Origin of the sequence: Serratia sp. JSRIV002 (assembly GCF_019968725.1) — a bacterium.
GTDB lineage: Bacteria > Pseudomonadota > Gammaproteobacteria > Enterobacterales > Enterobacteriaceae > Chania > Chania fonticola_B.
Genome location: NZ_CP074143.1, coordinates 1956854 through 1982354 on the forward strand (window position 1 = coordinate 1956854; position 25501 = coordinate 1982354).

Here is a 25501-nt window from a genome sequence, read left to right on the forward strand (position 1 = left end):
CGCCGGGGGCTTGCTGCCAGGCGCCAGCGGGCTCACGAGAGGCTTTCAACTTTTGGCTTGGGTTTGATGGTTAGCGTGGCCCCCATCGAGGCGGTAATGATGGCGGCCAATGCCAACCATTGCGTTTGGTTTAGGTGTTCGTTGAGGAAGATCATGCCGGAAAGGGCGGCCATTGCTGGTTCCAGACTCATCAGGGTGCCAAAGGTACGGGCGGGGATCTTGGGTAACGCGATAATTTCCAACGAGTAAGGCAACGCGGTAGACAGCACCGCGACGGCCAACGCTACCGGTAGAATATCCACGTTCAACAGCGCACTGCCGGTTTGCCAGGCACCGATCGGGCAGAATACGATGGCGGCGATCAATGACCCCACGGCTACGGTGCCCGGTCCGTGATCTCCCCCGGCCTTCTGGCCGAAAATAATGTATATCGCCCAGCAGGCACCGGCACCCAACGCACAGGCTGCCCCCACGGGATCGATACTGCCCATATCGTGGCCAAGCGGCAGCAGAAACCACAATCCGGCAATCGCCAGCGCCACCCAGATAAAATCGATCGGGCGGCGGGAAGAGAACATTGCCACCGCCAGCGGACCGGTAAACTCCAGCGCCACCGCAATGCCCAGTGGCACCGTGCGTAATGAAAGATAAAACAGGTAGTTCATCGCCCCCAGTGACAGACCATAGATCAGCAATGGCAACCGGCTACCGGCGGCGAAACGCATGCGCCACGGACGGAAAATGATAAACAGGATCAGCGTACCGATGCTCAGGCGTAGGGTGGTGATGCCTTCGGCACCCACCAGCGGGAACAGGCTTTTGGCTAATGAAGCCCCGCTCTGGATCGAGATCATTGCAATGATCAGTAAACACACGGGCACCAGCGTGGAAGACGCTTTAGTGGTTACAGACGAAGACATCCTTTCTGGCCTTATGGAGCTCCCCAACGTCTGGGAAGGTATTGAGTACAGGTGTTGCACAGTGTAAAGGAATTGGCAGCAAGGTGTTGGCGAAAAACGGGGGGCCGAGTGGAATCTGTCAAAAATATGCGCCAACTTGGTTCAAGCAAGCAATAAGTGCGCTTTTTTTAAGAGTATTCTGGAACTCGGATAGGTGATTCGCGTCACAAAAAGGAGTATAATTCGCGAAAAATGTAGGGAAATTAGCATGCTATAGTGTTCTTGAAATCTTCTGTTACACGATACAAAGATTTAGACACTCATTTAAAGGCAGAGTTTCACGCTAATTTTTGCTATATTTTCAATGTATGAGAAATTGAAGCACTTTAATAATAAAACGCGTTTGAGGTGGTTATGAAAAAAATTGCATGTCTTTCCGCAGTAGCAGCTTGTGTATTGGCCGTAACAGCAGGTACCGCATTTGCTGGTGAGAGCACCGTGTCCGCTGGCTATGCCCAGGGCGATCTCCAAGGCGTTGCCAACAAGGCCGACGGTTTCAACCTGAAGTACCGTTACGAGTACGACAACAGCCCACTGGGTGTGATCGGTTCTTTCACCCATCTGGAAAAGAACGGTTCTGAAGACGGCTTCTACAACAAAGCACAATACAACTCCATCACTGCCGGCCCGGCTTATCGTTTCAACGATTGGGCGAGCATCTACGGTGTGATCGGTGTGGGCTATGGTAAATTCACTTCCAACGCTCAAAACGGTACTGACAACAACAACACCAGCGACTACGGCTTCACCTACGGTGCTGGTCTGCAGTTCAACCCAATGCAACAGGTTGCTCTGGACGTGGGTTACGAGCAGAGCCGTATCCGCAGCGTTGACGTTGGCACCTGGAACGTGGGCGTAGGTTACCGCTTCTAAGATTTCCCCATGCTTTCGGGCATGAGCGCGTGGCCTTGCTGGCCATGCTCAATGAAAATCCGCCTCTTAGGGGCGGATTTTTTTTGCCAGTAACAGATTGAAACTGCAGACAAACGTGTTAACCCATCGATTTATTTGGCTTGCCCAATACCGTGGTCGGTTGCAATGAAAAACGCGCCGTACGGGGATCGCGCTCATATCCCTGCGGCTCGGTCAGCAGCCCATAGAGCTCTGGCCGACGGCCGTGGATCCAACGCCGCCCGCTGCTCATGGGGATTAAGCTCAGATCCAGATCGGCGGTGACCATGGCGTCCTGCGCCGCCCAGGTCTCTGACAGGATACGGCCATAAGGGTCCAGCAGCATCGCATTGCCGGTGCGCACTTCATCATCGTCTCGCCCCACGCCGTTGCTGAACAAAATAAACAGGCCATTATCATGGGCGCGAGAAGGCAGCCAGCGCAGTAGCCAACCGCGGCCAGTTTCGCCGCGAAAAGCCTCTTCGATAGCCGTCGGATTTTCTTTACGTTGCTGCCATAGCGCCAGCGGTATCGGCTTCATACCGTGCGGGCTGCGTGAATTTGTCCCCCCGGTTTGGTGAGGCGCGAACAGAATATCGGCACCCAGCAACGTGGTGGCACGGGCGTTCTCCACCAGGTTGTTGTCCCAGCAGATCAGGATCCCCATGCGTACCCCCCAAGGGGTATCAAACACGGTATAACTATCGCCTTTAGCGATTAGCGGGTGTTCAAAAGGATGGAGCTTGCGGTGCACATGAGTTTGGCCATCCGGCAGGCAAACCGCATAAGCGTTGTACAACTTGCCGTCTTCACCCTGCTCAATCAATCCAACGCCGATGGCCATCTGGTACCGTTCTGCCAGTGGGCGGATGCGCGCCAACGAAGGACTGGTGGCGATAGGTTCAGCTAAAGCGGTGATTTCGCTGTCGGCCAGATGGCGTACGTGCCAGTAGCCGGTAATGCACATTTCCGGGAAGGCGAGGACCTGCACGTTATCGGCGGCGGCCTGGGCGATAAAGTCTTCCATAACGCCGAGATTGTAGTTCTTGTCGTTGGCGCGGTGTTGAAATTGTACCGACGCAGCACGAAGGGTCGTGGTCATAGCAAGCTCCTGTGGGGTTTTTTGTCCGTTAATTACAGCAGCCGTATCTATTACTGTATAATCAATTAAAATCCTCTTTTGATAACCTAATGGAATGGATAATCGTCAACTACGTGCCTTTGTTGCCTTGGCCGAACTGGGGCGCTATCACCTGGCTGCTGAGCGGCTGTGCATCACCCAGCCCGCGTTGAGCAAGCAAATTCAAGCCATCGAACTGCAGTTGGGCACCCGCCTGTTTGAACGGGGCCGGCAAGGTGCACAACTGACTGCCAACGGTACAGCTCTCCTCCCCAGAGCGCGGGAATTATTGACCCATTACCAGCAGTTTCATCATTATGCGTTGCAGGTAGTGAAGGGGGAAACCGGGCGTCTGGCCTTAGGCTTTGGGCTTTCCAGTTTTCATCTGGCCCCGCAACGGGTGGCAGCTTTTCGCCAGCGCTTTCCGACGGTGGTGGTGGGCCTGGAGGATCTTCCTTCGGAACGGCAATACCAATTGTTGCTAAGTGGCGATCTACAGGCTGGCTTTGTGCGTTTGCCCGTTGTTGCTCCTCTGCAGGCACTGCCTTTGCTGAACGATCGGCTGGTGCTGGCCGCACCGCGAACGATGGCGTTGCAGGAGGAGAACCTGTTGGCGGATTTCCACCGTTTGCTTCTGTTGCAGTTGGAACCTTCGCGTGGCCGAGGGTTGAGTGAGCAAGCGCTGCGTTTTATTGCCGCTCAGGGGCTGCGGGCAAACGTGGTGCAGCAGGCAGAGGACATCCAAACCTTGCTGGCGCTGGTGGCGGCGGGGATAGGCGTGGCGCTGTTGCCACATAGCATTGCGTTTATTGCTCCGGCTGGGGTCGACATTCTGCCGTTGAGCGGCGAGCAGACGCAGTGGCAGGTTGGGCTGGCGTGGAACCCGCAGCGGCCTGATGCGCTACGGGATAATTTTATCCAGGATATCTTGGACTCAGAGCGGTCGGTATAACACCACCGTTGGCAGTTGGTGGTATTCGCTGCGGTGGCTTGCCACAAAGCCGACTTTTTTCGCCAGGCCAAGCGAAGGGCGGTTATCCGGCGAGATGATACAAACGACTTTGTCCTGTGAGAAATTCTCTTTGGCCCAGACCAGCGCGGCGTTCAAGGCTTCGGTAGCATAGCCTTTACCGTGTGCAGCCGTGATCAGCGTCCAGCCCATTTCGGGGACATCGAGTGCGGGTTGAATATCTCGGTGAAAATCGGCGAAGCCAATGCCGCCAATATACCTGCCGCTGTTTTTCTCCCGCACCGCCCAGTAGCCGTAACCCAGCAATTTCCAGTGGCCGATATAGCGTAACAGGCGGCCCCAGCTGTCCTCCTTGTCGCGTGGCGTACTGCCGATATAGCGCACCACCGCAGGATCGGCCCACATGGCGGCCAAATCGTCAAAATCTTCCAGCCGGTGGGCATCCAGGATCAGACGTTCGGTGATCAAGGTGGGGGCAACGGTGTGAATGGTCATGGCTCGCTTCCTGAACAAGAGAAAAGGCGCTGCCGGAGCAACGCCTCAAGATACTCACCACTGTAGCCGAACTGCTTTGGCTCTAGCAATACCGGGAAGTTACACTACCAGCCACAGCAGCCAGGTAAAGACGAAGCCACTTAAACCGAGCAGGGTGGTTAATACCGTCCAGGTTTTCAGGCCATCGGCCACTGACAGGCCAAGGTATTTGGTGACAATCCAGAAGCCGGAGTCGTTAACGTGGGATAACCCCAGACCGCCAAAGCAGGTGGCGAGCGTGACCAACACTAGCTGCATCGGGTTAAGCCCGATAACCGCTTCGGACAGCAACCCGCCGGTCGTCAGAATGGCGACGGTAGCCGACCCCTGCGAGGCACGCAGTGCCAGCGAGATGATAAATGCAGCCGGGATTAACGGCAGGCCAATGGTGGTCAGCACATCTGCCAGCGCTTTACCCACGCCAGACTCGACTAGCACCTTGCCAAACACTCCGCCCGCACCGGTAACCATGATGACTACTGCCGCTGTCGGTAACGCGCCTCCCATCACATCGCTGGTGTGTTGCAGGCTCCAGCCGCGACGGATAGCCAGCAGATAGAACGCCAACACCAGGGCGATCATTAACGCTACGCCCGGTGAGCCGATTAATGACAAGGCATCACGGATTGGTGAACCGGCAGGTAACAAGGTTGCAGAAACGGTACCCAGCATAATGATGGCGATAGGGATCACGATCAGCGCGGTAATCAACCCGGCGCTCGGCGGATTGATCCGATCGCTGAGTGGGGCTTTGCCCTCTGGTGCTGGCTCAGGGGCTGCCAGTTGCAACTGTTCCAACACCTCAATGGAGAGGGGGTAGGCTTTACGGTTGAGATATTTTGCCGCGAAGTAACCGATAACGCCCACCGGGATACAGATGACCAGGCCGATAATGGTCAGCCAACCGATATCGGCATTCAACAGCCCCGCCGCCGCGACCGGGCCTGGATGTGGCGGCAGAGCAACGTGGACCGTCAGCATCACACCGGCCATTGGCAAGCCAAACTTCAACGGTGAGACTTTAGCCACTTTGGCAAAGCCATAGATGATCGGGGCCAGGATGATAAAGCCGACGTCGAAAAACACCGGAATGCCCAGGACGAATGCGGCACTGGTTAGCGCGGCAATGGTACGCTTTGGCCCCAGCGCTTTGCTGAAACGCTGCGCCAGGGATTCTGCGCCGCCCGAATGTTCGATCATTCTACCCAGCATGGCACCCAGGCCGATGATAATGGTCACCGAGCCGAGTACACCGCCCATCCCGGCGGTCATCACTTTCATGACTTCACCGGTTGGGATCCCGCTGGCAAGCGCGACCAGTAGACTAACGACCAGCAGGGCGACAAACGGCTGAACCTTCGCCTTGATGACCATCAATAGCAGCAGTACGACACCCAGTACGGCAATGATCAGTAGCATAGTTGGAGACATAGCATAGCCTTTAATTCAGGTAAGAGTCCGGCACCGCGATCGCCCTGGGGCGATACGGGTGCGTTTATTTTTTATGTTATTAAAACTGGTGTTGGCGCTACGAGTGCTTGATTACAGGTAAGGTTTCACCCAACCCAGACCCGCCGTCGTTTCTCCACGAGGTTTATATTCACAACCGATCCAGCCTTGGTAGCCCACCTTATCCAACTGGGCGAATAGCCAAGGATAATTCAGCTCACCGTCATCGGGTTCATTACGGTCTGGCACCGAGGCGATCTGGATATGGGCATAGCGCCCGGCCAATGAAGCGATCAGATTGCCGATATTGCCGTCCACCAGCTGCGCGTGGAAGAAGTCGAACTGAATAAACACGTTCGGGCGATCGATGGCGGCCACCAGCTCTGCCGCCTGATGCTGGCTAGAGAACAGGTAGTTGGGCTTGATCGGTGGGCTGAGCGCTTCGATCAACACCTTGATGCCGTGAGGGGCAAAGGCGTCGGCGGCGTAACGGATATTGCTGATAAAGGTTTCCCGATAGCGGGCAATATCTTCCCCTGGCGGCACTACGCCAGCCATCACGTGAACGCTAGGGCACTTGAGGGCGATGGCATATTCCAGAGCGCGATCGATATCCGCACGGGCATCCTGCTCGCGGCCTGGCAATGCCGCCAGCCCCCATTCGCCTGCGCCCACATCGCCCGGCGCGGTATTGAACAACACCTGCTGTAGACCATTTTGTTGCAGTTTATCCGCCAGTAGATCGGCAGGGTAATCATAAGGGAACAGGAACTCTACCGCTTTAAATCCGGCCGCCGCAGCGGCATCAAAACGATCCAGAAACGAGTGCTCGGTAAACATCATTGATAAATTGGCAGCAAATTTTGGCATGGTTCAGCTCCGTAACTCGGCAATTTCATCATCGGTTAAATAGCGAATTGGGCGGTTGCCGAGGGTGAAAATCAGCTTGGCCGCATCTTCCATTTCTTCGGTATTGTTCGCGGCTTCCCGCAGGCTCTCACCGGTGACCACGGGGCCGTGGTTCGCCAACAGGAAAGCCTTGTAGCTTGGGGCCAGCTTGCCCAGATCTTCCGCCAGCCGCAGATCGCCGGGGCGGTAGTAAGGCACCACCGGCACCTGGCCGACGCGCATCACCACATAAGGGGTGAACGGCTTGATGGCGTTTGCCGTATCCAGCCCTTGCAGACAGGAAAGCGCGGTCAGATAGGTGCAATGCAGATGCACTACCGCCTTGCACGCCGGGTTGTTCTGGTACAGCGCGCGGTGAAAGCTGATCTCTTTCGAGGGCTTGTCGCCAGAAATCCATTCACCGCTCAGGCTGACTTTCGACAGCTTGTCTGCCTGCAACTCCCCCAGGCAAGAGCCCGTTGGGGTGGCCAGCAGGGTACCGTCTGGCAACAACAGCGAAAGGTTGCCTGCTGAACCGGTAGCGTAGCCGCGCTGGAAGAACGAAGCCCCCAGGCGCACCATCTCTTCCCTTGCCAGCCGTTCAGTGTCAGCGGTCATCGTCATACTGAAAACTCCGTTTGTGCTCTGGCGAAAAAGTTTTCATCGCCGAAGTTGCCCGATTTCAGGGCCAGTGATACCGGTTGTTCGATTGCGCGTACCCAAGGCACGCCTGGAGAAATACAAGGGCCGATATGGAAGCCGCGGATCCCCAATGCCTGGGTGACCACGCCAGAGGTTTCACCGCCGGCGACGATAAAGCGGCTGAAACCCTGTTGTTGCAGGCGTTTAACCACTTCGGCAAACAGGGCTTCTACCGCCTGGCTGGCGGCCTCGGTGCCGTATTGCTGCTGGGTTCGTTGCAGTTGCTCCGGTTCGGCGGTGGCATACAGCAATGGGGCCAGTGGCTGTGCGGCCTGCAGTTCTACCCAGGAACTTAGCTCTGCTGCGTAGGCGCTGCGATCGCCGGCTGTGATGCAGCGAGAGACATCAATGCTCTGAGCCGGAGCCTGTTGGCGGTAGCGCGCTACCTGCTTGTTGGTCATGGTAGAGCAGGAGCCGGAAAGGACCACGGCTTTCTTCCCCTGTGGTGCTCCGGCAGATTGGGCTTTTTCCTGGCCCGGCTGCGCCCATTGGCGGGCAATGCCGATCGCCAGCCCTGAACCTCCGGTGACCAACTTCATGGTTTTCAGCGCTTCGCCCTGTGTCAGCAGATGCTGTTCGTTCAGGGTATCCAATACCACGTAGCGCACGCCAAGCTGTGCCAGTTGTTGCAGTTTTTCCTGCACTGCACCGGCGCCACGATCCATCTCTGCCGCGTTGACCAGCCCGCAACGCCCGCTGGCCTGAGCCTCCATCAGCCGCATCAGATTACTGTCGGTCATTGGCGTCACCGGATGGTTGCGCATACCGGACTCCGACAGCAACTGGTCCATCACGAACAGATAGCCTTGATAGACCGTGCGGCCATTTACCGGTAGCGCAGGGGAAATCACCGTTTGCTGTTCGCCAAGTGCATCGAGCAAGGCGTCAGTAACCGGCCCGATATTGCCCTGGGCTGTGCTATCGAAGGTAGAACAGTATTTAAAGTAGAACTGGCGGCAACCCTGGCGCTGTAACCAGGCTAAAGCCTGCAACGACTGCTCGACCGCCTGGTCGACCGGGCAGGAGCGCGATTTCAGGCTGATCACCACCGCCTGCGAGTCGACAGGGGTATCATCCTGCGGTACGCCATTGAGCTGGACCGTAGGTAAACCGTTTTCCACCAGGAAGCTGGCGATATCGGTGGCACCGGTAAAGTCGTCTGCAATCACTCCGAGTAACATTATGAGTTCTCCTTATTCTTTGGCAGTTCGATCCCGGCGAAGATCTTGATCACTGCGCTGTCATCTTCCTTGCCGAAACCTGCGTTGCTGGCGGAGGTGAACATGTTGAACGCCGTGGAGGCTAATGGCAGCGGGAAGTGCAGCGCTTTGGCGGTATCGGCCACCAGCCCAAGATCCTTGACGAAGATATCTACCGCAGATTTTGGTGAGTAGTCGCCATCGACCACGTGGCGCATACGGTTCTCAAACATCCAGGAGTTACCCGCGGCGTTGGTGACCACATCGTACATCACGTCCAGCGGGATACCGGCGCGTGCGGCCAGCGCCATCGCCTCAGCACCGGCGGCAATGTGTACGCCTGCCAACAATTGATGGATGATCTTGACCGTTGCCCCCAGGCCGATCTCGTCGCCAATGCGGTACACTTTCCCGGCTACGGCATCCAGCACCGGTTGCAACTGGGCAAAGGTGCTCTCACTGCCCGAGGCCATCACGGTCATTTGGCCAGCCGCGGCCTTGGCTGCACCGCCGGAAACCGGGGCATCCAGCATTGGCAGGTTATACGCCAACAGTTTCTGTTCGATCTCCTTGGCATCCGCAGCAGCAATGGTGGATGACACCATCACCGGCGTATTGGGTTTCAACTGTGCCGCCAGGCCGTTATCCCCGAACAGGATCTGTTTTACCTGGTTGGCATTAACCACCAACAGCAGCACCGCATCCAGTTCGTTTGCAAAGTCTGCTGCGCTGGTGGCGGCCTGTTTGGCACCGGCTTGCTTTAGCGCCGCCAGTGCCTGAGGGTTGAGATCGACGCCATAGGTAGTCAGCCCGGCATTGATGCAGGACGTTGCCGCGCCCATGCCCATTGAACCTAAACCGACGATACAAACTGCGTAGTTTCCTGGTTGTGCCATGATGCACCTCTGTTAATTTTAGTGATTATTTGTTTTGATGTGTTAAATGTAAGCGTTATTGACGCGGATATCGGTGATCACCTTCACAATTATTAACAATGCAACAGACGGTCGAAAAAACGGTTACGCTTGCTAACATAATGCTTTTAAATGTTTTTTATGTTTATGACTGACTTCACAGCCTGAAAAGCTTTATACCGTCGCACGAAAATTGACGTAAAATCACAATTATTATCATCGTAGTCACAGAGGGGGAACCGTGATACCTGTTGAACGCCACCAACAAATTTTGGCACTGGTGTCCGAGCGCGGCGCAGTCAGCATAGCTGAACTGACCGAAAGGCTCGGGGTCTCACACATGACCATCCGGCGCGATCTGCAAAAACTGGAAGAGCAGGGCAGCGTACTGCCCGTTTCTGGCGGTGTGCAGTCGGCCGAACGAGTGGCGATTGAGCCTTCGCATCAGGATAAGGAAGGGATGTTCAGCCAGCAGAAAGCTGCCATTGGGCAACTGGCCGCGCGGCAGATCCCGGCCAACAGCTGCATCTACCTGGATGCAGGCACCACCACGTTGGCCCTGGCTCGTCAGCTCGGCGATCGTGACGATATCACCGTGGTGACCAACGATTTTGTTATTGCCGCCTATCTGCTGGAACATAGCCAGTGCAAGCTGATCCACACCGGCGGTACGGTATGCCGGGAAAACCGTTCCTGCGTGGGGGCCGCTGCGGCTCAGGCTTTACGTAATCTGTTTATCGATCTGGCGTTTATCTCTGCTTCTTCATGGAGTATGCGTGGTTTGTCTACCCCGAACGAGGATAAGGTGGTGGTGAAAAACGCCATCGTTGAGGCCAGCCGCCGTCGCATTTTGCTAAGTGATACGTCCAAATATGGCAAAGTGGCCACCTATCTGGCGCTGCCGATTTCGGTCTTTGAGGTGATCATCACTGACGATCACCTGCCGGAAGCGGCGCGTGAGGCGATTACGCAGGCAAATATTACGTTGCTTACTGCGATGCAGTGACTTTCAATCCCGCCAATCTGATAAACACCGGGGTGGTTATCGCTGCCCCAAGATCGTGGCTACAGACTCCACAGCAGATAATCCAGGCATTGAGCCGCAATAATTCCATCACGTCCAGGTGCCAGCCGGTGGCACCGTCAGCCCGCTACTACATAATATTTACCTATAAAAAGTTAATGAGTTATTTTTATGGATTCACCTTAATGCGGTGCTGATATACACCCTAATGAGTATGGTTAATACCAGGTTATATCGCTATGTAAAGTCAGTGTCATGTCAAGGCGGTTATCTGGCAGAGTGACAGGTTAAAACCATTGATTTAAATGATAAAGGTTATCAACGCTAGCCGAAAACATCGACTTTCCCAGTCCTGTAAGATCTTAGTGATGGTTAAATCTGCGATATTTTTACATTAAAACAGGCTCTGCAAGGTGTTTTGGTGAATTTTTTCGCTAAAAATATATTTATGGCAACATAAAAATCTATCCTTATGAAATTTAACGAATCAATATATCAATAATCAGCGTGTTTCGATAATCTTTGTTTTGGTCATGAGAAAATTCTTATTCCAGGGAGAAGGAAAAATGCCACAGTTAATGACAATTACCCGCGGTCTATTTACTAGCGATAAAAACGTTCACGAAGGCTTTTTTTTAATTTCAATTAAATGATTTTATTAACGATTAATGCCTGGGCTGTCTGTTTTTATAGTGAAAGTCGTGAATATAATGAAATATAAGCTTAATGACCGTATTATCTTCGATGTCGATAGCGGAACGCTGAGTTTGAGCGATCTGTTTGACGATACTGTCACCATCTCCAACCCATCCAAGCGCTTGCTGCAGTTACTTATTGTCCACCAGGGCGATGCTGTGAGCCGTGAAGTGATCTTCAAAAAGGTGTGGGATGATTATGGGATGATTTCCAGTAACAATAATCTTAACCAGTGCGTGAGCAAGTTACGTAGAGTGATCAAGGCGCTGGGAATTGATGAGGAGGTGATCGTCACGGTTCCCAAGGTGGGTTTTATGCTGCACAGCGAAATCCAGATTGTGTCTTGTGAAGATGATAAGGATACGCCGATCCTTGGTGCCGAACCGCCGGTATCAGTCGCTAAAACCATACCCGTGGTGGTAGGTAAGGTGTTCTCCCGTGCTTCCTTGCGCTATGGTTGGGGGATGCTGGGCTTCGTGTGTGTGGTGTTGGCAGGCATAGCGTTCTATATTTTCAATCCAAGTATCCGGCAAGAGAGCTATCTGGGTAAATCGGGTAACTGCGCGGTATTTATGTCGTACTCCACGGTTCGGGCAGATCCGGCATTCAGCGATGATGTGCTGGCGCAGGTGGCAAGGCAAAAAATCCAATGCCAGCCGGATGAATACCTGTTGCTGATACGTGGAAATCAGGTGAAGTCGTATATTTCTGGCATCTCACGGCTATTTTTTCTCCGCTGCAAGATTTTGCGAGAGCATAAGATTGAACTTTGCTCTGGTCTGGAAAGCGAATCCTCCCTGTAATTGAATGATGCTGATTGGCTGGCGGGGTGAACGACCGACAGCCAGAACATCGTGGCCTGAGATTTAACCACTTTACTAACGTTATCTCCCCTCAAGTACGATCGTTACAGTGATTTATCCCCCTTATTATTCCGCTGGCTCACTATCCCGAAACAGTAATGCCCCTCACCCTAGCCCTCTCCCAAAAGGAGAGGGGACCGAACGTGCCACAACTTTATTACGGCACACTGTCTCAACCCTCTCTCTGCTCACTTCTGCACCTGTAGTACCGCCACCCTCGTACAAAAGGAGAGGGGGACCGAAGGTGCCACCATTTTATTACGGCACTCCGCTTCTGCATCAACCTTGTTACAGATCACCTCCGCACCTGAACACGGCACCGTACCAGCTCTCTCGCCCAAAAGGAGAAGGGACCGAGCGTGCCACAATTTTATTACGGCACTCCGCCTCTGCATCAACCTTGTCGCCGCTCACCTTTGCACCTGAATACGGCACCGTACTAGCTCCCTCGCCCTTTGGGAGAGGGTTGGGGTGAGGGGAAATTGGTTGCCTTAACTGACAGGCAATAACTGTACAGGCTGATTTTTCACCAGAATGGACGCCGAATAACGGTAGTTATAACGTGATTAATGTTTGATCGAATTAATCTAGGATAATTCTGCTACTCGCCTAGCGTGGGTGGGATTTCTATCCTTAATTGAGTGTTAAAAAGATTAAATGCAGGATTTAAATCTAAACATTTCACATTTACTAGTTAATGATTATATTAAGATTTATTTGGGTTAAGATTTTTCTCGCCAAGTAGGACGAGAGGCATACTCACGTTGCATATCAATACTTGGCGTTATCCCGCTAGCAACTGGCAATACCGGAGTGAGTGGAGATGACAAAGATCGGTACATTTAACGGACAATAGAAATCTATAACTTAGGGAGTTTTACCATGAAAAAGATCACACTTGCTCTGGCAATCGTTTCAGCATTCGCAGTAGTGGGCACCGCTCAGGCAGCAGACGTTACCGCACAAGCCTTGGCTACCTGGTCAGCCACTGCCAAGAAAGATACCACCAGCAAGTTGGTTGTGACGCCAATCGGCAGCCTGTCTTTCCAATATGCTGAAGGCATCAAAGGCTTCAACAGCCAGAAAGGTCTGTTCGACGTGACTATCGAGGGCGAAGGAACCGCCACCGATTTTAAACTGACCTCCAAGTTGGTATCCAATACTCTGACTCAGCTTGACACCTCGGGTTCTACCCTGGAAGTCGGCGTTGACTACAACGGCGCTAACGTAGGCAAAACCGCTCAAACTACCATGATCGACGTTAAGGCCGGTGTTCTGGGTGGTAACCTGAGCGCACTGTCTGCAGCTTACGACAAAGCCGTTCGTACCAGCGCGCAGGACCAGTTCACTTTCACCATTATCGGCGCAACTGCTGATGGCACAACTGCGGTGACGGATTTCAGCACCCTGCCTGAAGGTATCTGGAGTGGTGACGTGAGCGTAGAGTTCAACGCTACCTGGACTACCGCATAATCTTTTCCCCAGAGTAATGCGTCCTAACAGGGGGGAAACCCCCTGTTTTTGTCAGCTAAAGAGTTTGGAATACCGCTATGAATCGTTTCTATTTTTCTATTCCCCTGTTGCTGTCTCTGTGCCACAGCGCTTTGGCGCTGGATGTTGGTGCGATCAGTTCCTTTATGCCCAGTAATAGCGCGACGCTAAGTAAAGAAATTAAAAATACGACGGATAGCGGCCGCCTGGTGAATATAAAAATAGAAAGGATTTCCGACCCGACGGAATCGGGCACCGTGATCCCGATGGCGACGAAAGACGAAATGCTGTTGTCACCCGCCAGCCTGATGATGCCAGCCAACGCCAGGGACGTGATCCGTTTTTATTATAAGGGGCCAGAAGATAATCAAGAACGCTATTACCGGATTGTCTGGTTTGATCAGGCATTAACCGATGCGGGGCAGAATACCGCCAAACGCAATGGCGTGGCCACCACCTCGGCGCGTATTGGCACCATTTTAGTGGTTACGCCACGTCAGGTTAATTTTAATCATCAGTTTGCCAATAACAAAATCGCCAATACCGGCAATGCCACCTTCAAAATGGTGGCCTACGGCCCCTGCAAGAATAAGAAAGAAGGCAGCAACTGCAAGGAAAACTATTTTGTCATGCCAGGTAAAGATCGTGGCCTGTCCAAAGTGGATATCAATGATAAGAAAAGCCACGTTGCGCTTTGGTATGGAGAGCAATTTATTCAAGTCAAATAACACTGAGTTGGGCTGCCACGGGATGTTGCAGTAAAGGGATGCATAATAGTTCAAGGAGTTAGACGTGAAACTAGCACTGGATAGTGCATTACTCAAGATATCAGTAGCGGTGGGGATGAGCGTTATCCCGGCCGTGATGATCCCTGGGCAGTCGGCTCTTGCCGCCGGGTTAACCCAAATTGATGGCGTGTTGATCCCCCAGACTTTCAGCATGGCATTGCGCGAGGGGATGAGCATCCCGTTATTGCTGCATTTTGAACAAAACAGCACCCTGAAAGACGATCAACGCATTGGGCGCGCATTGCTGGTGCTTGATGATAACCATCTGAAAATCAGCGAAATTACCCTGGAAGATAACGAGGGTGGCGCACAGTTGACCGCCGCGATCACCAAGCAGCTCAATGCGCTCAATGATGCCAACTTTGACGATAAGCAACGCATCACGCTGTCGGATGATGCTTGGCTGGCGTTGGATTTCCGCCAGTTGAACCTGCAATTGGTGGTGAAGCAATCGGCCCTGGGGACGGTATTGCGTGAGCGCGCCAGCGATATTGGTGCGTCGAGTGTTGATGAGATAAGCAGCACGCTAGCCTATAACCTGGGCGTTTACGACAACCGCACCAAAGCCAGTGAAGGTTTTACCTCCAGCTATTTATCGCTGAATAACGTCACCTCTCTGCGTGAGCATCATGTGGAAGTGAACGGTTCTGTCTATGGGATTGGCAGCAGCAACCAGGATTCGACGCTGTATAAGGTGATGTATGAGCGTGACTTCGCTGGCCGACGCTTTGCCGCAGGCATGCTCGACAGTTGGAACCTGCAATCGTTGGGTCCAGTGACCACCATCAATTCGAGCAAAATCTACGGCATGTCCTATGGCAGCCGTGCCAATTCGACGGTGTTTGATAATACCCAGTCGTTAACGCCGATTGTCGCTTTCTTCCCCTCGGCGGGGGAGGTTCACCTGTCGCGTGATGGCCGCCTGCTCAGCGTACAGAATTTCTCCATGGGTAACCACGAAGTGGATACCGGCACGCTGCCTTTCGGTATTTACGATGTGCAGGTTGAGGTGATCGTCAATGGTCAGGTGATCAGCCGCCGTATGCAGCGGGTTAACAAACTCTATAGTCCGCTGCACGCCGCGGGTGCGCCGATGTTCTGGCAGTATTGGGGCGGTATGGTGCGTATGGATGAGTGGCATGGCGACAACGATCGCTTCGCTGAGGCTAAAGATAGCTACCTGCTGGGGGCTTCAGCCTCTGGCAACCTGTCTCGCTTTAACTGGGCGCTGTCCGGCTATTCCCTGGACAGTACTTCGGTGGCGGAAGGCCGTTTAAGCATACCGATCATCGATGCGGTGCAGGTTAGCACGCAGAGCATGGTAGCCACGGACCGATCCTGGACGCTGATCAACACCGTGAGCGCCACGCTGCCCGGTGGTTTCAGTACGCTGTGGGCCAACGAAGAAAAAACGGTGATCGGCAACAAACTGCGCCAAAACGATGCCCATAACCGGGCGATCGGCGGCTCGCTGAACTTGGGGGCGATTGTGCCTCACCTCGGCACGCTCAGCGTCAGTTATAACGACGACAAGAAAAATAGCAGCCATTATTACAACGTGGATTACTACCAGAATCTGTTCACCGGCCGTTACGGCACGCTGGGCATACGTGCGGGGGTACAGCGATACAATAATGGCCATTCCGGCGGTAATACCGGCAAGTACATTGCGCTCGATTTCTCCTTGCCACTGGGCAACTGGTTCAGCGCCGGGGTTTCTAACCAGAACGGCTACACCACGGCCAATATTGCGGCGCGTAAAGAGATTGCCGATGGGCCGATCCGAACCGTGGGGGCCAATTTGTCGCGCGCCATCTCCGGGGATACCAACGGGGATAACAGCTTTAACGGCGGTGCCTACGCCCGTTTTGACACCAAGTATTCTACCGGCACCGTCAACGTTAGCAGCTCCGCAGACGGCTACGTGAATACCAGCCTGACCGCTAACGGCAGCGTCGGTTGGCAGGGGCGTCATATCGCGGCAAGTGGACGCAATGAAGGTAACTCAGGGATTATTATCAATACCGGCCTGGAAAATGAAGGCATGCTGACCGCGCGCGTGGATGGCCGCGTCGTCAAGCTGACCGGCGACAAGAACTATCTGCCCCTGTCCCCTTATGGTCAGTATGTGGTGGAGTTGATGAACAACAAAAACTCGGCGGAAAGCTTCGATATCGTCACCAATCGTAAGAACAGCCTGACGCTGTACCCGGGCAACGTGGCGGTCATCGAACCGCAAATCAAACAGATGGTCACGGTATTTGGCCGTATCAAGGCCGAGGATGGCACGCTGCTGGCCAACGCCAATATCAACAACCATATCGGGCGTACCCGTACGGATGAAAAAGGGGAGTTCGTGATGGATGTGGATAAGAAATTCCCGGTAATCGATTTTACCTACCGCCACAATCAAAGCTGTGAGGTGGCGCTGGATCTGAGCAAGGCACAGGGTGCGGTCTGGGTAGGCGACGTGGTTTGCCGCGGCTTGAAGTCCTACGCCAAAGTGGGCCAACCAGGAGATATGAACAATGAAGGCTAATAGCATACGTTTGGCGCTGTTGATCGGCGGCCTGCTGAGCATCGCCCCGGCGCAGGCGGTGAACCCGACCAATCTGGGAGATGCCGCCACGATGAAGTTTGTCTTTGTTGAGAACAATGCGGACGATAACTTCTTTGTGACCCCGGCAGGGGGGCTAGATCCGCGTATGACCGGTGCCAATAAATGGACCGGCCTGAAATATGGGGGTTCCGGCACCATTTACCAGCAGAGCCTGGGTTACGTCGATAATGGCTATAATTATGGGCTGACGGCTAACAACCGCTTTGATATGTGGCTGGAAAATGCGCCAATTAAAAACCCGTTCCTTGGCCTGCGCTGCATCAACTGGTATGCCGGCTGTGACATGGATACCAGCCTGATCTTGCCAGAAACCACCGATGAGAAAGGGTTTTACGGTGCTGTCGTCACCTCTGGTGGGGCAAAATGGATGCACGGCATGATGTCACCGAGTTTTTATCAGTACCTGAAACAGATGGGAGCGGGCACTTCGTTCAGCATGCAGATCAACGGTTGTCAGACCAACGTTGTCTACAATGCCAGCAACGGCGAACGTTGCCAGGATCAGGCCCGTGGCACCTGGTATCGACGTAACGTCACCCATAGCAAAGCGGCACACCTGCGCTTCATCAATACCAATGCGGTATCGGAAGTGTTCGTCAACAGCGATGGGATACCGATCATCGGTGAAGGTAATGCGGACTGCCGCAACCAAACCGTCGGTGCCCGCAGCGGTATCATGTGCAAGATGGTCAGCTACGATCTGCAAACGGATGGCAGCGTCAGTAACACCTCGATCCATATTTTTCCGTCGATCAACCATGCCGCACTGTCATCGGCGGTTAATGCGGCCGATCTGCAATTCAGTTTGAATGGCAACAGTTGGAAAAATACCTCGGGTACCGGCAGCTACTATACGTTTAACGAGTTGAAGAGCAGCAATGCCGTTTACGTGTTTTTTGCCAGTAACTTCTTCAAACAGATGGTCAAGCTGGGGATCACCGACGGCGGTACGCACGATCTGATTAACTTCCGTTTCCAGAACACCACCTCGCCGGAATCGGGTTGGTATGAGTTCTCGACTTCTAACCAACTGATCATCAAGCCTCGTGATTTCAGTATCAGCATTATTTCCGAGGATTTCGATAACAGCCCGCACCGGGAAGGCTATGTTGGCCCTTCAGAGCCACCGTTGGAATTTGGTTATATTGTGACCACTAGCGCTAAGACCAATGCCGATCAGGTCAGGGTTATGGCGACCGGCCCAACGCAGTCACTGGGAGGGATCAACTACTGTATTTTCTCCTCGCCAGACAATACCACGAAGGTTCCATTCCCGGCCCAGCTTAGTATTACTACCAGCACGGGGACGGAGCAGGTGTTTGATGCCGGTTGTGACAGCCAGTGGCACGATATGACCAACGCCCTGTGGAGCAGCACACCATGGAACGATATTTCCGGTGACGTGGGGGTGATGAACAAGACCAAGGTCAAGTTCAGGATCCCGATGAACGCACCGATCTCGCTGAAAACGGTGGAAGGTAACGCCTGGTATGGTGATGTGCATGCCGCCGGTGAAATCCACGTTGAGGCAACCTGGCGCAATATCAATTAAGGGGATGATGTGAAAACTCTGCTGCTATGGCTAATCTTCCTGCCCTTTACCGCCGGGGCGATCAACGTGGGCACCATGACGTTTGCGATGGATCAGGATCAGTCCTTTGTCGCCAAACGGGTGTTGAACAATAACGCCAGCGCCCGGTTTTATCAGGTTTCCATTCGTGCCATCGATCGGCCAGGGGAGCAAGAGGTGCGAACCCGACCAGCAGAGGGTGAATTGCTGTTTGCCCCCAAGCAACTGACGCTGCGGGCAGGGCAGGGGGAATATTACAAGTTCTACTACCATGGGCCGAAGGATAATAAAGAGCGTTATTATCGTGTCTCATTTCGCGAGGTACCGACTAACCTGCTGACCACCGGGCAGAGCAACAAAGCCGGTGCCAATCTGGAGCCGATCGTGGTAATGGATACCATTCTGGTGGTCAGACCGCGTGTCACCCTGTTTGACTACCAGCTTGACAAGCAGCGCGGTACGCTCAAAAACACCGGTAATACCTTTTTTAAGTTTCTGCTGAAACCCGGTTGTGATAGCACTGATGAAGAGGGGATCACCGAGTATTTACGCCCAGGGGATACGCTGTCGCATCCGGGTATCAAACTGCAAGGTCAGAAATTTATTATTTATAACGATAAGTTTATCAACGTGGATAAAAGTTGTATTTAATTAGCCAGATTGGATTTTATTGACCATTCGGCAAGGAACGCGGGTTTCAGGTGGTTTTTATAAACTAAAAAATAAAATATTTTCAATTGGATAATTAATTATGTATGCCTTCTATAACGAGACGTCTATTCTCTTTGAGCCCCATCCTTTGGTAAAGATCGGCCTGCAGGCGTTGATTGACCCGAAAAATAAAAAAATCAGCCATCTAAGTCGACTGAAAGATATTGTCTCATCACTCAATGATAATGAACAGCAAACGGTTATTATGGAGCTCTACCATCATACCGAAGAAATTTATCAGGTAGTGCGATTCGTGTTGAGCTTCGGTACGCTTTGGCCAAAGGCGTCTTTGGTGGTTTTCACCGATATCATCAACCCGGATATTTTGTCGCTGCTTGCAACGCAAAAACACCTCTCATTAGTGGCCAAGCGCGATAGTGTGAATTATTTACTGGCAGCCATTTCGGCGGCTCATCCCACCGCCAGTTATCGTAGCCCAGCGATGCGGCAACTGTTGTTGCAGGAACTGCGGCCATTATCAGGTTGTGAATGGCGTATCCTGGGATTGATGGTTGCCGGAGCCAATGCACAGCATGCCGCTCAGGTTATCGGGCGCAGCTATAAGACCGTCTGCACCCATAAGCTGAATATTATGCGCAAGTTGGGGCTGAATCAGGTTGGCTTTATGCAGCTGCTGTTGGCGTTCAGAACCCGCTACTGGGATGAAACTGCCATTTCGGGCATACATCCTGCTCCACCTCACTGAGAGAGAAGAGCTCTTTCTCAGGTAATGCCAGTTGCGTTAGTTCAAACAATTCCACTGTCAATCTACCTGGCTTAAATCAGTGCAAATCACTTTTATTCTGGTTTTATTCTTCATTCCAGGATTTATAATATAACACTGGTAAGCGAACCGTTCGCTGTTTTACATTACAAGTGACTATAAAACGACCAGTCTGGTGTTATTAATAGCGTGATAATATTATCGTTTCCGGTGTTAAGTTGAGAGTTTACTGGTTATATTAAAGAATTTCTCATGAAAGATCCGAAAGTAAAACATTTTAGCTGAATTTTATTGTCTTAATAAATGCTATAAATTAAGGTCCTTCTGCCTTTAAGAACGGCGTATTCATGTTTTTAATTAATTATTCTAGAAGGATCTATATAGATGAATAAAAGCAAAATTGGGCTTTTGATGCTCGGTACTCTGGTGTTCTCAGCGAATGCTTTTGCTGGTATCAGCAGCCAAGAGCAAAATATGCGTAATGAAGTTACCAAGTGCGTCAGTGATATCCAGTCATATGGCAATGATCCTCGGGAAAAATCGCCTCTCTGGGTTATTTACGGCACACGCGGTGGTGCACATAAGTATTGCGGTTCCGTTGCCGCTAAAACCAGAACTGCAATCACGCCAGGGTACAACCAGCAAGAGGCTTGGGAAGCAGAGTGGCAGGATCTCTTTGCAGAATATAGCGCCATTCCCAAGGCAGATGCCAACAAACCAAATACTCAGAAATTGCTCAAAAAGCTGCGTGATCTTGGCGCAACAAACAAATTAGATGGGCGCCATGCTCAGTCTAAACTCTATGTTTATCGTGCCATGATGAGTGAGTTGGATAAATTGGATGCGATCCTGCCTTCCGTCGAAGGTAAGTAAACTGTTTTAATTCAATAATAATGTACCGGCATGTTTAATGATGACTGCCGGTGCATTTTTATAAATTCTATTATTCCCACCCGAACAATATGAATAAAAGTTTATTCGCTTTTCCTATTCTATTCATAGCAGCCTGTTTTGCCCATGCAGGTGAGTATTTTTATATCTCCCAAGGGGATCGGGATATCGGTCATATTGAATTGGACATGGCGGAGGACGGTTTTCCGTGTTTTGATAGAAAAAAGCTTATAGAATGGGAAATCCTCTCACCAGAAAACATGAGTGAGGTACCAGAAACCGGCTGTATCAAAGTTAAAGATCTTTATCCATTAAATATTACCGTTACCTTAATTGATAAGGTGAATTTTCTTTTTTTTACATTCTTAGAGTCAACGGAGGTCAAGGCCGATCCTCGCCTGGCTATCGAGTATCGAGATGAGGGTATTCCAGCTATCCTGATAAACTATGATGTTAACTATAAAAAATATCAGGGAGAACGTTATATCAGAAGAAAAAGAAAAGATAACTTAGTCGTTGAGTTAGAGTCTGGCATCAACTACCAACATTGGCGATTAAGATCACGGCAATTTCATGATAATGAGGGTATGCCACAGAAACGGATAAGGTTTTCCGATCTTTACGCTGAAAGAGACATCCCCGCGATAAACTCTCGTCTGTATTTTGGTGAGGGCTACAATAATACTTTCTATCTGGATCCCTTCCCTAATCGTGGGATAAAATTGTCATCTGACGATAATATGTTTCCTTCGTCACAGGGGCCAGTGTTGCCTTGGGTATATGGTGTGGCCACCAGTGATGCTGAAGTTGAGATCCGGCAGAACGGCAAACCGGTTTACCGCACGATGGTTCAAACTGGGGATTTCGTGCTGAGAAATATCAAACTGTTTGACAAATCGGGTTCTATTACCATGACGGTGAGAGAAAGCGACGGTAGCATCGCTTATTATGATGTACCTTGGAGTCGACTGGACAATATCCTGGATAAGAATATGTGGAAATATGATGTCTCATTCGGCAAGTTTATGAGTAGTGAGAGAATGGAAGAGTCTAATCCCATTTTCTTTCAGGGAGGCGCTGGATATGGTCTCACTGCACAAAGCTCTTTATTTGGCGGAGCGCTGATATCGCCCAATTACTACAGCCACTCATTAGGTATTGGTCAAAGACTCAATCAATTCGGTGATGTCACCTTTAATCACCAGTACAGCAGTATAACATCGGCAGAGCAGGGCAAGGTAAACGGTGAGAAGTTGCGTTTACAGTATGTGGCTAATTTCAACAAGGCGAATGCCAGCATCAGGTTAAATGGCGAGTATTATCTACAGCCTCACTTTAATGATTTCAATAGTTATGCCTATAATGCTAAAACAGATTATTATTGCTGTGATTACTATAAAAAAGAATATGGTTTTGATTTTTCGATAAGTGCGTTGATTGGTACTTCACAGAGCTTGTCGTTCAATATTAACCAGGAAAAATACAAAGAAGATCAAGGCAAGCGGACGTTCTACTCGCTGAGGTTTATGCAAAACACCGTCAACGTTTCCTATGATCTTGACCTGTCATACTATCAATACCCTACGCAAAAAAATGAAATGCTGTTTGGTATTACCTTCAGGGTACCCTTAAAGAGAATGGGGATTGATAACACCAGTCTGAATCTGGGATACAGCTATAACCCCTATGATCACTATCAAACTGAGCTTGGCGTTAGCGGTAGGCATTTAAATAACAACCTTAACTACCGGGTGATTAGCCGCAAGGGCAAACAGAGCAAGGCAAGTTATCAGGCGAGTGCCAATTACCGCTACGCCGCCGGTGAATCTGCGATCAGATACCAGTCTGGAACAAACTATGCGCTTTACTCGGCGAACAGCTCAGGTTCATTGGTTGCCCACCAGGCGGGGATTACCTTAGGGCCAACGTTAGGTGACACTAACGCACTGGTTTATAGCAAAAAGCATCCCAATGCGACGATCCCTGAGCAGGTTGATGTGGTTACTGACAGCCGCGGTTATGCCATTATCCCCAATCTCATTCCCTATCAGGTCAACGTGGTCAATGATGAGATAGGCCAGGAGAGGGAGTTTGGTGAGCCAGCCAATGAAGTCGTTAAAGTGCCGACATTAGGGGCCTTATCCTATTATGAGTTGCTTAATTAAATCGCTGTGCCGAAGAGGTACAGGACGCCGACATGCCGTAAGCCCCCTTCCCTGGGGACAGGCCGCCGGTACTTTAGTTAAAGTACCGACACGGAGAAACGAAAGCAGGCTCCAGCATGCGGCTGATCCACTAGCGTAATGTCACTGTCGTGTAACTGCAGAATGCGTTTGACAATCATCAGCCCCAAACCCCCCGCATGGCGGCGGGCATGGTTGAGAATTGACGGGCGGATAAACAGATCTGGGCGCAGTTCCAAGGGAATGCCAGGTCCGCTGTCATTGACCTGAACCATCACCTTATTACCCTGCGGCCACAGGCGCACTTCGATCTCTCCACCGCTTGGCGTATGGCGGATCGCGTTATCCAGCAGGTTAGTCAGCACCCGTTCCATCATGCTCAGATCGGCAAACACCTGGGGAATGCCCGGCTGAATATCGGCAAGCAGGCGCTGCTGGCGAGCCTCGGCGGCCAATTCGAACTTCTGGAATACGTCCTGCACCAACTCACTGAGAGAGAAAGGTTCTTTCTGAGGTTTCACCACGCCGTATTCCAGCCTGGCCAGCTCAAATAGCTCTTGCGCCAACCGCCCGACTTTGCGGCTCTGCGCCAGGGCGATCTCCAGATAGCGTTGACGGTCGGTGGGGGTCAGGCTGGCGGATTTCACCGACAGCGTTTCCAGATAACCATGCAGCGAGGTCAATGGAGTACGCAGATCGTGAGAGATATTGGCGATAAACTCGCGCCGTTGTTGGTCCTGTTGTGACAAGGCTTGCCACTGCTCGGTAATGCGCTGTGCCATACGGCGGAATGCCTGCTGCAACTGGCTGACCTCATCACGGCTATGACTCTCCGCAGGGGCATTGGCATAGGTTTGCAATGCTGAGATGCCGTCGCCATCCAGCGCACTAACCTGCTGGGTCAGACGGCGGATCGGGCGTGTCACCCAGTGGAAGGCAAAGCCCCCAGCCAGCAGGCCGAACAGCGCCACCAGCCCCATCGACCACAGCGCGGTATAAATGGCAGAGTTGATCTGGGCGCTATTGGCCAGCGCATCATAATCCTCCCCCAGCAGCACTACGTACAAATAGCCTTCAATCTCGCCATTTACCCGCAGCGGCGCGGCGCTGAAGACTTTTTGGTTATCAAGATTGCGCGGGTCGTCACCATAGAGGGGCATTTCGGCCCCGTTCAACAATGTCTGTATCGGTAACAGATCGACCTTTTGGCGTTTCATGTGCCCGGCAGGCGCCGCGTTACCGACGATATTGCCTTGTTTATCCAGCAGATAAACCTCAACGCTCGGATTAACCGCCATCAGTTTATCGAACAGGGTATGCACCGACCGATCGTTCCAGCCCTGCGAACTCAACAGGGGGTTGCTGGTGGCGATATGTTGCGCCAGATTGGTGGAAAGCTGTTGGATCACCGCCTGGCTATATTGCGTGCTGCTGCGCACCTGTAACCAACCGGAGATCGAACAACAGATGAGCAGCAGCAGGGCGAAAACCAGAGTCAGGCGTTGTGTCAGCGTGAGATTTTTCATCTTTTACCCTTGCGGCGAAGCCGCGAATTTATAGCCCATGCCCCACACGGTCAGGATGTGTTCGGGTTCTGCCGGGTTGCGCTCAATCTTGATCCGTAGCCGGTTAATATGGGTGTTCACCGTGTGTTCATACCCTTCATGTTGATAGCCCCAGACCTGATTGAGCAGGCTGAGGCGGGAAAACACTTTGCCGGGATGACGGGCGAAAAAATACAGCAGGTCGAACTCGCGCGGTGTTAGTTCTACCGTTTGCTGGTTCAGAAACACTTCGCGGGCGATGGGATCGATCACCAGCCCGTTCACGCTTAACGTTCCCGCTTCCATCCGGAGATTACGGGTCATCGCCTCTTGGCGGCGGAACAGGGCTTTTACGCGGGCGACCAGCTCCAGCATGGAAAAGGGTTTAGCCAAATAGTCGTCTGCACCCAGTTCTAACCCCAGTACCCGGTGGACTTCACTAGAGCGGGCGCTGGTGATAATGATGGGGGTATAGCGTGTCATATTGCGAGCGCGGCGGCAGATTTCCAGGCCATCGATACCCGGCAGCATCAGATCGAGGATCAGCGCGTCCCAACCCCCTTGTTCCAGCATTGCCATACCCTGATTGCCATCGGCCGCATGGCTGATGTCATAGCCTTCATCGCTCAAATGAAGTTGCAACAGTTCGGCGATATGTCCGTCGTCTTCGACGATCAAAATTCGTTTTGCCTTTTCCATTTTCTCTACCGCGGTTAACTGGCCTACCTGAAGTCTACACAACCCCCACCTTGGAAGTGATCACATTTTAT

The 25501-nt window shown here is 52.2% G+C and carries 22 protein-coding genes; 12 read left to right on the forward strand and 10 right to left on the reverse strand.

Annotated features, from left to right (window positions below; translation table 11 throughout):
- Window positions 1–32: 32 nt before the first annotated feature.
- The gene (gene rhtA / locus KGP26_RS09135) at window positions 33–920 is read right to left on the reverse strand and encodes a threonine/homoserine exporter RhtA (protein ID WP_059200273.1); all 888 of its coding nucleotides are present in this window, start codon (window positions 918–920) and stop codon (window positions 33–35) included.
- A gap of 393 nt (window positions 921–1313) precedes the next feature.
- On the opposite strand from rhtA, the gene ompX reads away from it, so the two are divergent.
- Window positions 1314–1832, forward strand: coding sequence for an outer membrane protein OmpX (gene ompX / locus KGP26_RS09140; RefSeq protein ID WP_021180522.1), 519 nt, complete (start codon window positions 1314–1316; stop codon window positions 1830–1832).
- Between the two features lie 118 nt (window positions 1833–1950).
- Here ompX and KGP26_RS09145 read toward each other — a convergent pair whose 3' ends face one another.
- Window positions 1951–2952, reverse strand: coding sequence for a nitrilase family protein (locus tag KGP26_RS09145; protein ID WP_223665308.1), 1002 nt, complete (start codon window positions 2950–2952; stop codon window positions 1951–1953).
- Between the two features lie 94 nt (window positions 2953–3046).
- Here KGP26_RS09145 and KGP26_RS09150 point away from each other — a divergent pair, with 94 nt between their 5' ends.
- Window positions 3047–3922, forward strand: a complete 876-nt coding sequence (locus KGP26_RS09150) for a LysR family transcriptional regulator (protein ID WP_223665309.1) — start codon at window positions 3047–3049, stop codon at window positions 3920–3922.
- On the opposite strand, the gene KGP26_RS09155 is transcribed toward KGP26_RS09150, so the two are convergent.
- The 6 genes from KGP26_RS09155 to ltnD form a co-directional block, all read right to left on the reverse strand.
- Window positions 3905–4435, reverse strand: a complete 531-nt coding sequence (locus KGP26_RS09155; RefSeq protein ID WP_021805116.1) for a GNAT family N-acetyltransferase — start codon at window positions 4433–4435, stop codon at window positions 3905–3907. The two genes, KGP26_RS09150 and KGP26_RS09155, sit on opposite strands and share 18 nt — an antisense overlap.
- A gap of 99 nt (window positions 4436–4534) precedes the next feature.
- Window positions 4535–5905 carry a GntP family transporter gene (locus tag KGP26_RS09160; RefSeq protein ID WP_021805115.1) on the reverse strand — a complete coding sequence of 457 codons (1371 nt, stop codon included), beginning with the start codon at window positions 5903–5905 and terminating at the stop codon, window positions 4535–4537.
- A gap of 111 nt (window positions 5906–6016) precedes the next feature.
- Window positions 6017–6793 carry an HPr family phosphocarrier protein gene (locus KGP26_RS09165; protein WP_021180527.1) on the reverse strand — a complete coding sequence of 259 codons (777 nt, stop codon included), beginning with the start codon at window positions 6791–6793 and terminating at the stop codon, window positions 6017–6019.
- 3 nt (window positions 6794–6796) lie between these two features.
- Window positions 6797–7429 (reverse strand): 3-oxo-tetronate 4-phosphate decarboxylase, encoded by a 633-nt coding sequence (otnC, locus tag KGP26_RS09170; protein ID WP_037375203.1) that lies wholly within the window; start codon window positions 7427–7429, stop codon window positions 6797–6799.
- A gap of 2 nt (window positions 7430–7431) precedes the next feature.
- The gene (gene otnK / locus KGP26_RS09175; protein WP_305801997.1) at window positions 7432–8694 is read right to left on the reverse strand and encodes a 3-oxo-tetronate kinase; all 1263 of its coding nucleotides are present in this window, start codon (window positions 8692–8694) and stop codon (window positions 7432–7434) included.
- Window positions 8694–9608 carry an L-threonate dehydrogenase gene (gene ltnD, locus KGP26_RS09180; RefSeq protein WP_021805111.1) on the reverse strand — a complete coding sequence of 305 codons (915 nt, stop codon included), beginning with the start codon at window positions 9606–9608 and terminating at the stop codon, window positions 8694–8696. The genes otnK and ltnD overlap by 1 nt, the downstream gene beginning before the upstream one ends.
- Before the next feature lie 259 nt (window positions 9609–9867).
- Here ltnD and ygbI point away from each other — a divergent pair, with 259 nt between their 5' ends.
- The 10 genes from ygbI to KGP26_RS09230 all read left to right on the forward strand — a co-directional run bounded on the left by ygbI (window position 9868) and on the right by KGP26_RS09230 (window position 23169).
- On the forward strand, window positions 9868–10632 hold the full coding sequence (gene ygbI / locus KGP26_RS09185; protein WP_021805110.1) for a DNA-binding transcriptional repressor YgbI: 765 nt from the start codon (window positions 9868–9870) through the stop codon (window positions 10630–10632).
- 728 nt (window positions 10633–11360) lie between these two features.
- Window positions 11361–12149 (forward strand): winged helix-turn-helix domain-containing protein, encoded by a 789-nt coding sequence (locus KGP26_RS09190; RefSeq protein WP_037375075.1) that lies wholly within the window; start codon window positions 11361–11363, stop codon window positions 12147–12149.
- Window positions 12150–13091: 942 nt separating this feature from the next.
- Window positions 13092–13682, forward strand: a complete 591-nt coding sequence (locus tag KGP26_RS09195; RefSeq protein ID WP_021805109.1) for a common pilus major fimbrillin subunit EcpA — start codon at window positions 13092–13094, stop codon at window positions 13680–13682.
- 77 nt (window positions 13683–13759) lie between these two features.
- Window positions 13760–14428 carry a hypothetical protein gene (locus KGP26_RS09200; RefSeq protein WP_021805108.1) on the forward strand — a complete coding sequence of 223 codons (669 nt, stop codon included), beginning with the start codon at window positions 13760–13762 and terminating at the stop codon, window positions 14426–14428.
- A 115-nt stretch (window positions 14429–14543) separates the two neighbouring features.
- Window positions 14544–17027 (forward strand): fimbrial biogenesis outer membrane usher protein, encoded by a 2484-nt coding sequence (locus KGP26_RS09205; RefSeq protein ID WP_218520411.1) that lies wholly within the window; start codon window positions 14544–14546, stop codon window positions 17025–17027.
- The gene (locus tag KGP26_RS09210; protein ID WP_223665310.1) at window positions 17017–18660 is read left to right on the forward strand and encodes a hypothetical protein; all 1644 of its coding nucleotides are present in this window, start codon (window positions 17017–17019) and stop codon (window positions 18658–18660) included. Before KGP26_RS09205 ends, KGP26_RS09210 begins: the two co-directional genes overlap by 11 nt.
- A gap of 9 nt (window positions 18661–18669) precedes the next feature.
- Window positions 18670–19329 carry a fimbria/pilus periplasmic chaperone gene (locus KGP26_RS09215; RefSeq protein ID WP_021805105.1) on the forward strand — a complete coding sequence of 220 codons (660 nt, stop codon included), beginning with the start codon at window positions 18670–18672 and terminating at the stop codon, window positions 19327–19329.
- Between the two features lie 100 nt (window positions 19330–19429).
- Window positions 19430–20095 carry a LuxR C-terminal-related transcriptional regulator gene (locus KGP26_RS09220; protein ID WP_021805104.1) on the forward strand — a complete coding sequence of 222 codons (666 nt, stop codon included), beginning with the start codon at window positions 19430–19432 and terminating at the stop codon, window positions 20093–20095.
- 402 nt (window positions 20096–20497) lie between these two features.
- Window positions 20498–20986 carry a hypothetical protein gene (locus KGP26_RS09225; RefSeq protein ID WP_021805103.1) on the forward strand — a complete coding sequence of 163 codons (489 nt, stop codon included), beginning with the start codon at window positions 20498–20500 and terminating at the stop codon, window positions 20984–20986.
- Between the two features lie 89 nt (window positions 20987–21075).
- Window positions 21076–23169: a fimbria/pilus outer membrane usher protein gene (locus KGP26_RS09230; RefSeq protein ID WP_223665311.1), complete on the forward strand. Its 2094-nt coding sequence runs from the start codon at window positions 21076–21078 to the stop codon at window positions 23167–23169.
- Between the two features lie 77 nt (window positions 23170–23246).
- On the opposite strand, the gene KGP26_RS09235 is transcribed toward KGP26_RS09230, so the two are convergent.
- Both KGP26_RS09235 and KGP26_RS09240 read right to left on the reverse strand, forming a co-directional pair.
- Window positions 23247–24713, reverse strand: a complete 1467-nt coding sequence (locus KGP26_RS09235) for a HAMP domain-containing sensor histidine kinase (RefSeq protein WP_059200285.1) — start codon at window positions 24711–24713, stop codon at window positions 23247–23249.
- A gap of 3 nt (window positions 24714–24716) precedes the next feature.
- A complete protein-coding gene (locus KGP26_RS09240; RefSeq protein ID WP_037375074.1) occupies window positions 24717–25430 on the reverse strand; it encodes a response regulator transcription factor in 714 nt (237 codons plus the stop codon).
- Window positions 25431–25501: the final 71 nt, after the last annotated feature.

Coding starts and splice junctions, on each gene's coding strand:
- KGP26_RS09195 (WP_021805109.1), top strand. CDS start 13,092: ATGAAAAAGATCACACTTGCTCTGGCAATCGTTTCAGCATTCGCAGTA.
- ompX (WP_021180522.1), top strand. CDS start 1,314: ATGAAAAAAATTGCATGTCTTTCCGCAGTAGCAGCTTGTGTATTGGCC.
- KGP26_RS09200 (WP_021805108.1), top strand. CDS start 13,760: ATGAATCGTTTCTATTTTTCTATTCCCCTGTTGCTGTCTCTGTGCCAC.
- KGP26_RS09235 (WP_059200285.1), bottom strand. CDS start 24,713: ATGAAAAATCTCACGCTGACACAACGCCTGACTCTGGTTTTCGCCCTG.
- KGP26_RS09160 (WP_021805115.1), bottom strand. CDS start 5,905: ATGTCTCCAACTATGCTACTGATCATTGCCGTACTGGGTGTCGTACTG.
- KGP26_RS09165 (WP_021180527.1), bottom strand. CDS start 6,793: ATGCCAAAATTTGCTGCCAATTTATCAATGATGTTTACCGAGCACTCG.
- KGP26_RS09190 (WP_037375075.1), top strand. CDS start 11,361: ATGAAATATAAGCTTAATGACCGTATTATCTTCGATGTCGATAGCGGA.
- KGP26_RS09220 (WP_021805104.1), top strand. CDS start 19,430: ATGTATGCCTTCTATAACGAGACGTCTATTCTCTTTGAGCCCCATCCT.
- KGP26_RS09150 (WP_223665309.1), top strand. CDS start 3,047: ATGGATAATCGTCAACTACGTGCCTTTGTTGCCTTGGCCGAACTGGGG.
- ltnD (WP_021805111.1), bottom strand. CDS start 9,608: ATGGCACAACCAGGAAACTACGCAGTTTGTATCGTCGGTTTAGGTTCA.
- rhtA (WP_059200273.1), bottom strand. CDS start 920: ATGTCTTCGTCTGTAACCACTAAAGCGTCTTCCACGCTGGTGCCCGTG.
- KGP26_RS09155 (WP_021805116.1), bottom strand. CDS start 4,435: ATGACCATTCACACCGTTGCCCCCACCTTGATCACCGAACGTCTGATC.
- KGP26_RS09205 (WP_218520411.1), top strand. CDS start 14,544: ATGAGCGTTATCCCGGCCGTGATGATCCCTGGGCAGTCGGCTCTTGCC.
- KGP26_RS09145 (WP_223665308.1), bottom strand. CDS start 2,952: ATGACCACGACCCTTCGTGCTGCGTCGGTACAATTTCAACACCGCGCC.
- KGP26_RS09225 (WP_021805103.1), top strand. CDS start 20,498: ATGAATAAAAGCAAAATTGGGCTTTTGATGCTCGGTACTCTGGTGTTC.
- KGP26_RS09240 (WP_037375074.1), bottom strand. CDS start 25,430: ATGGAAAAGGCAAAACGAATTTTGATCGTCGAAGACGACGGACATATC.
- KGP26_RS09210 (WP_223665310.1), top strand. CDS start 17,017: ATGAAGGCTAATAGCATACGTTTGGCGCTGTTGATCGGCGGCCTGCTG.
- otnK (WP_305801997.1), bottom strand. CDS start 8,694: ATGTTACTCGGAGTGATTGCAGACGACTTTACCGGTGCCACCGATATC.
- KGP26_RS09230 (WP_223665311.1), top strand. CDS start 21,076: ATGAATAAAAGTTTATTCGCTTTTCCTATTCTATTCATAGCAGCCTGT.
- otnC (WP_037375203.1), bottom strand. CDS start 7,429: ATGACCGCTGACACTGAACGGCTGGCAAGGGAAGAGATGGTGCGCCTG.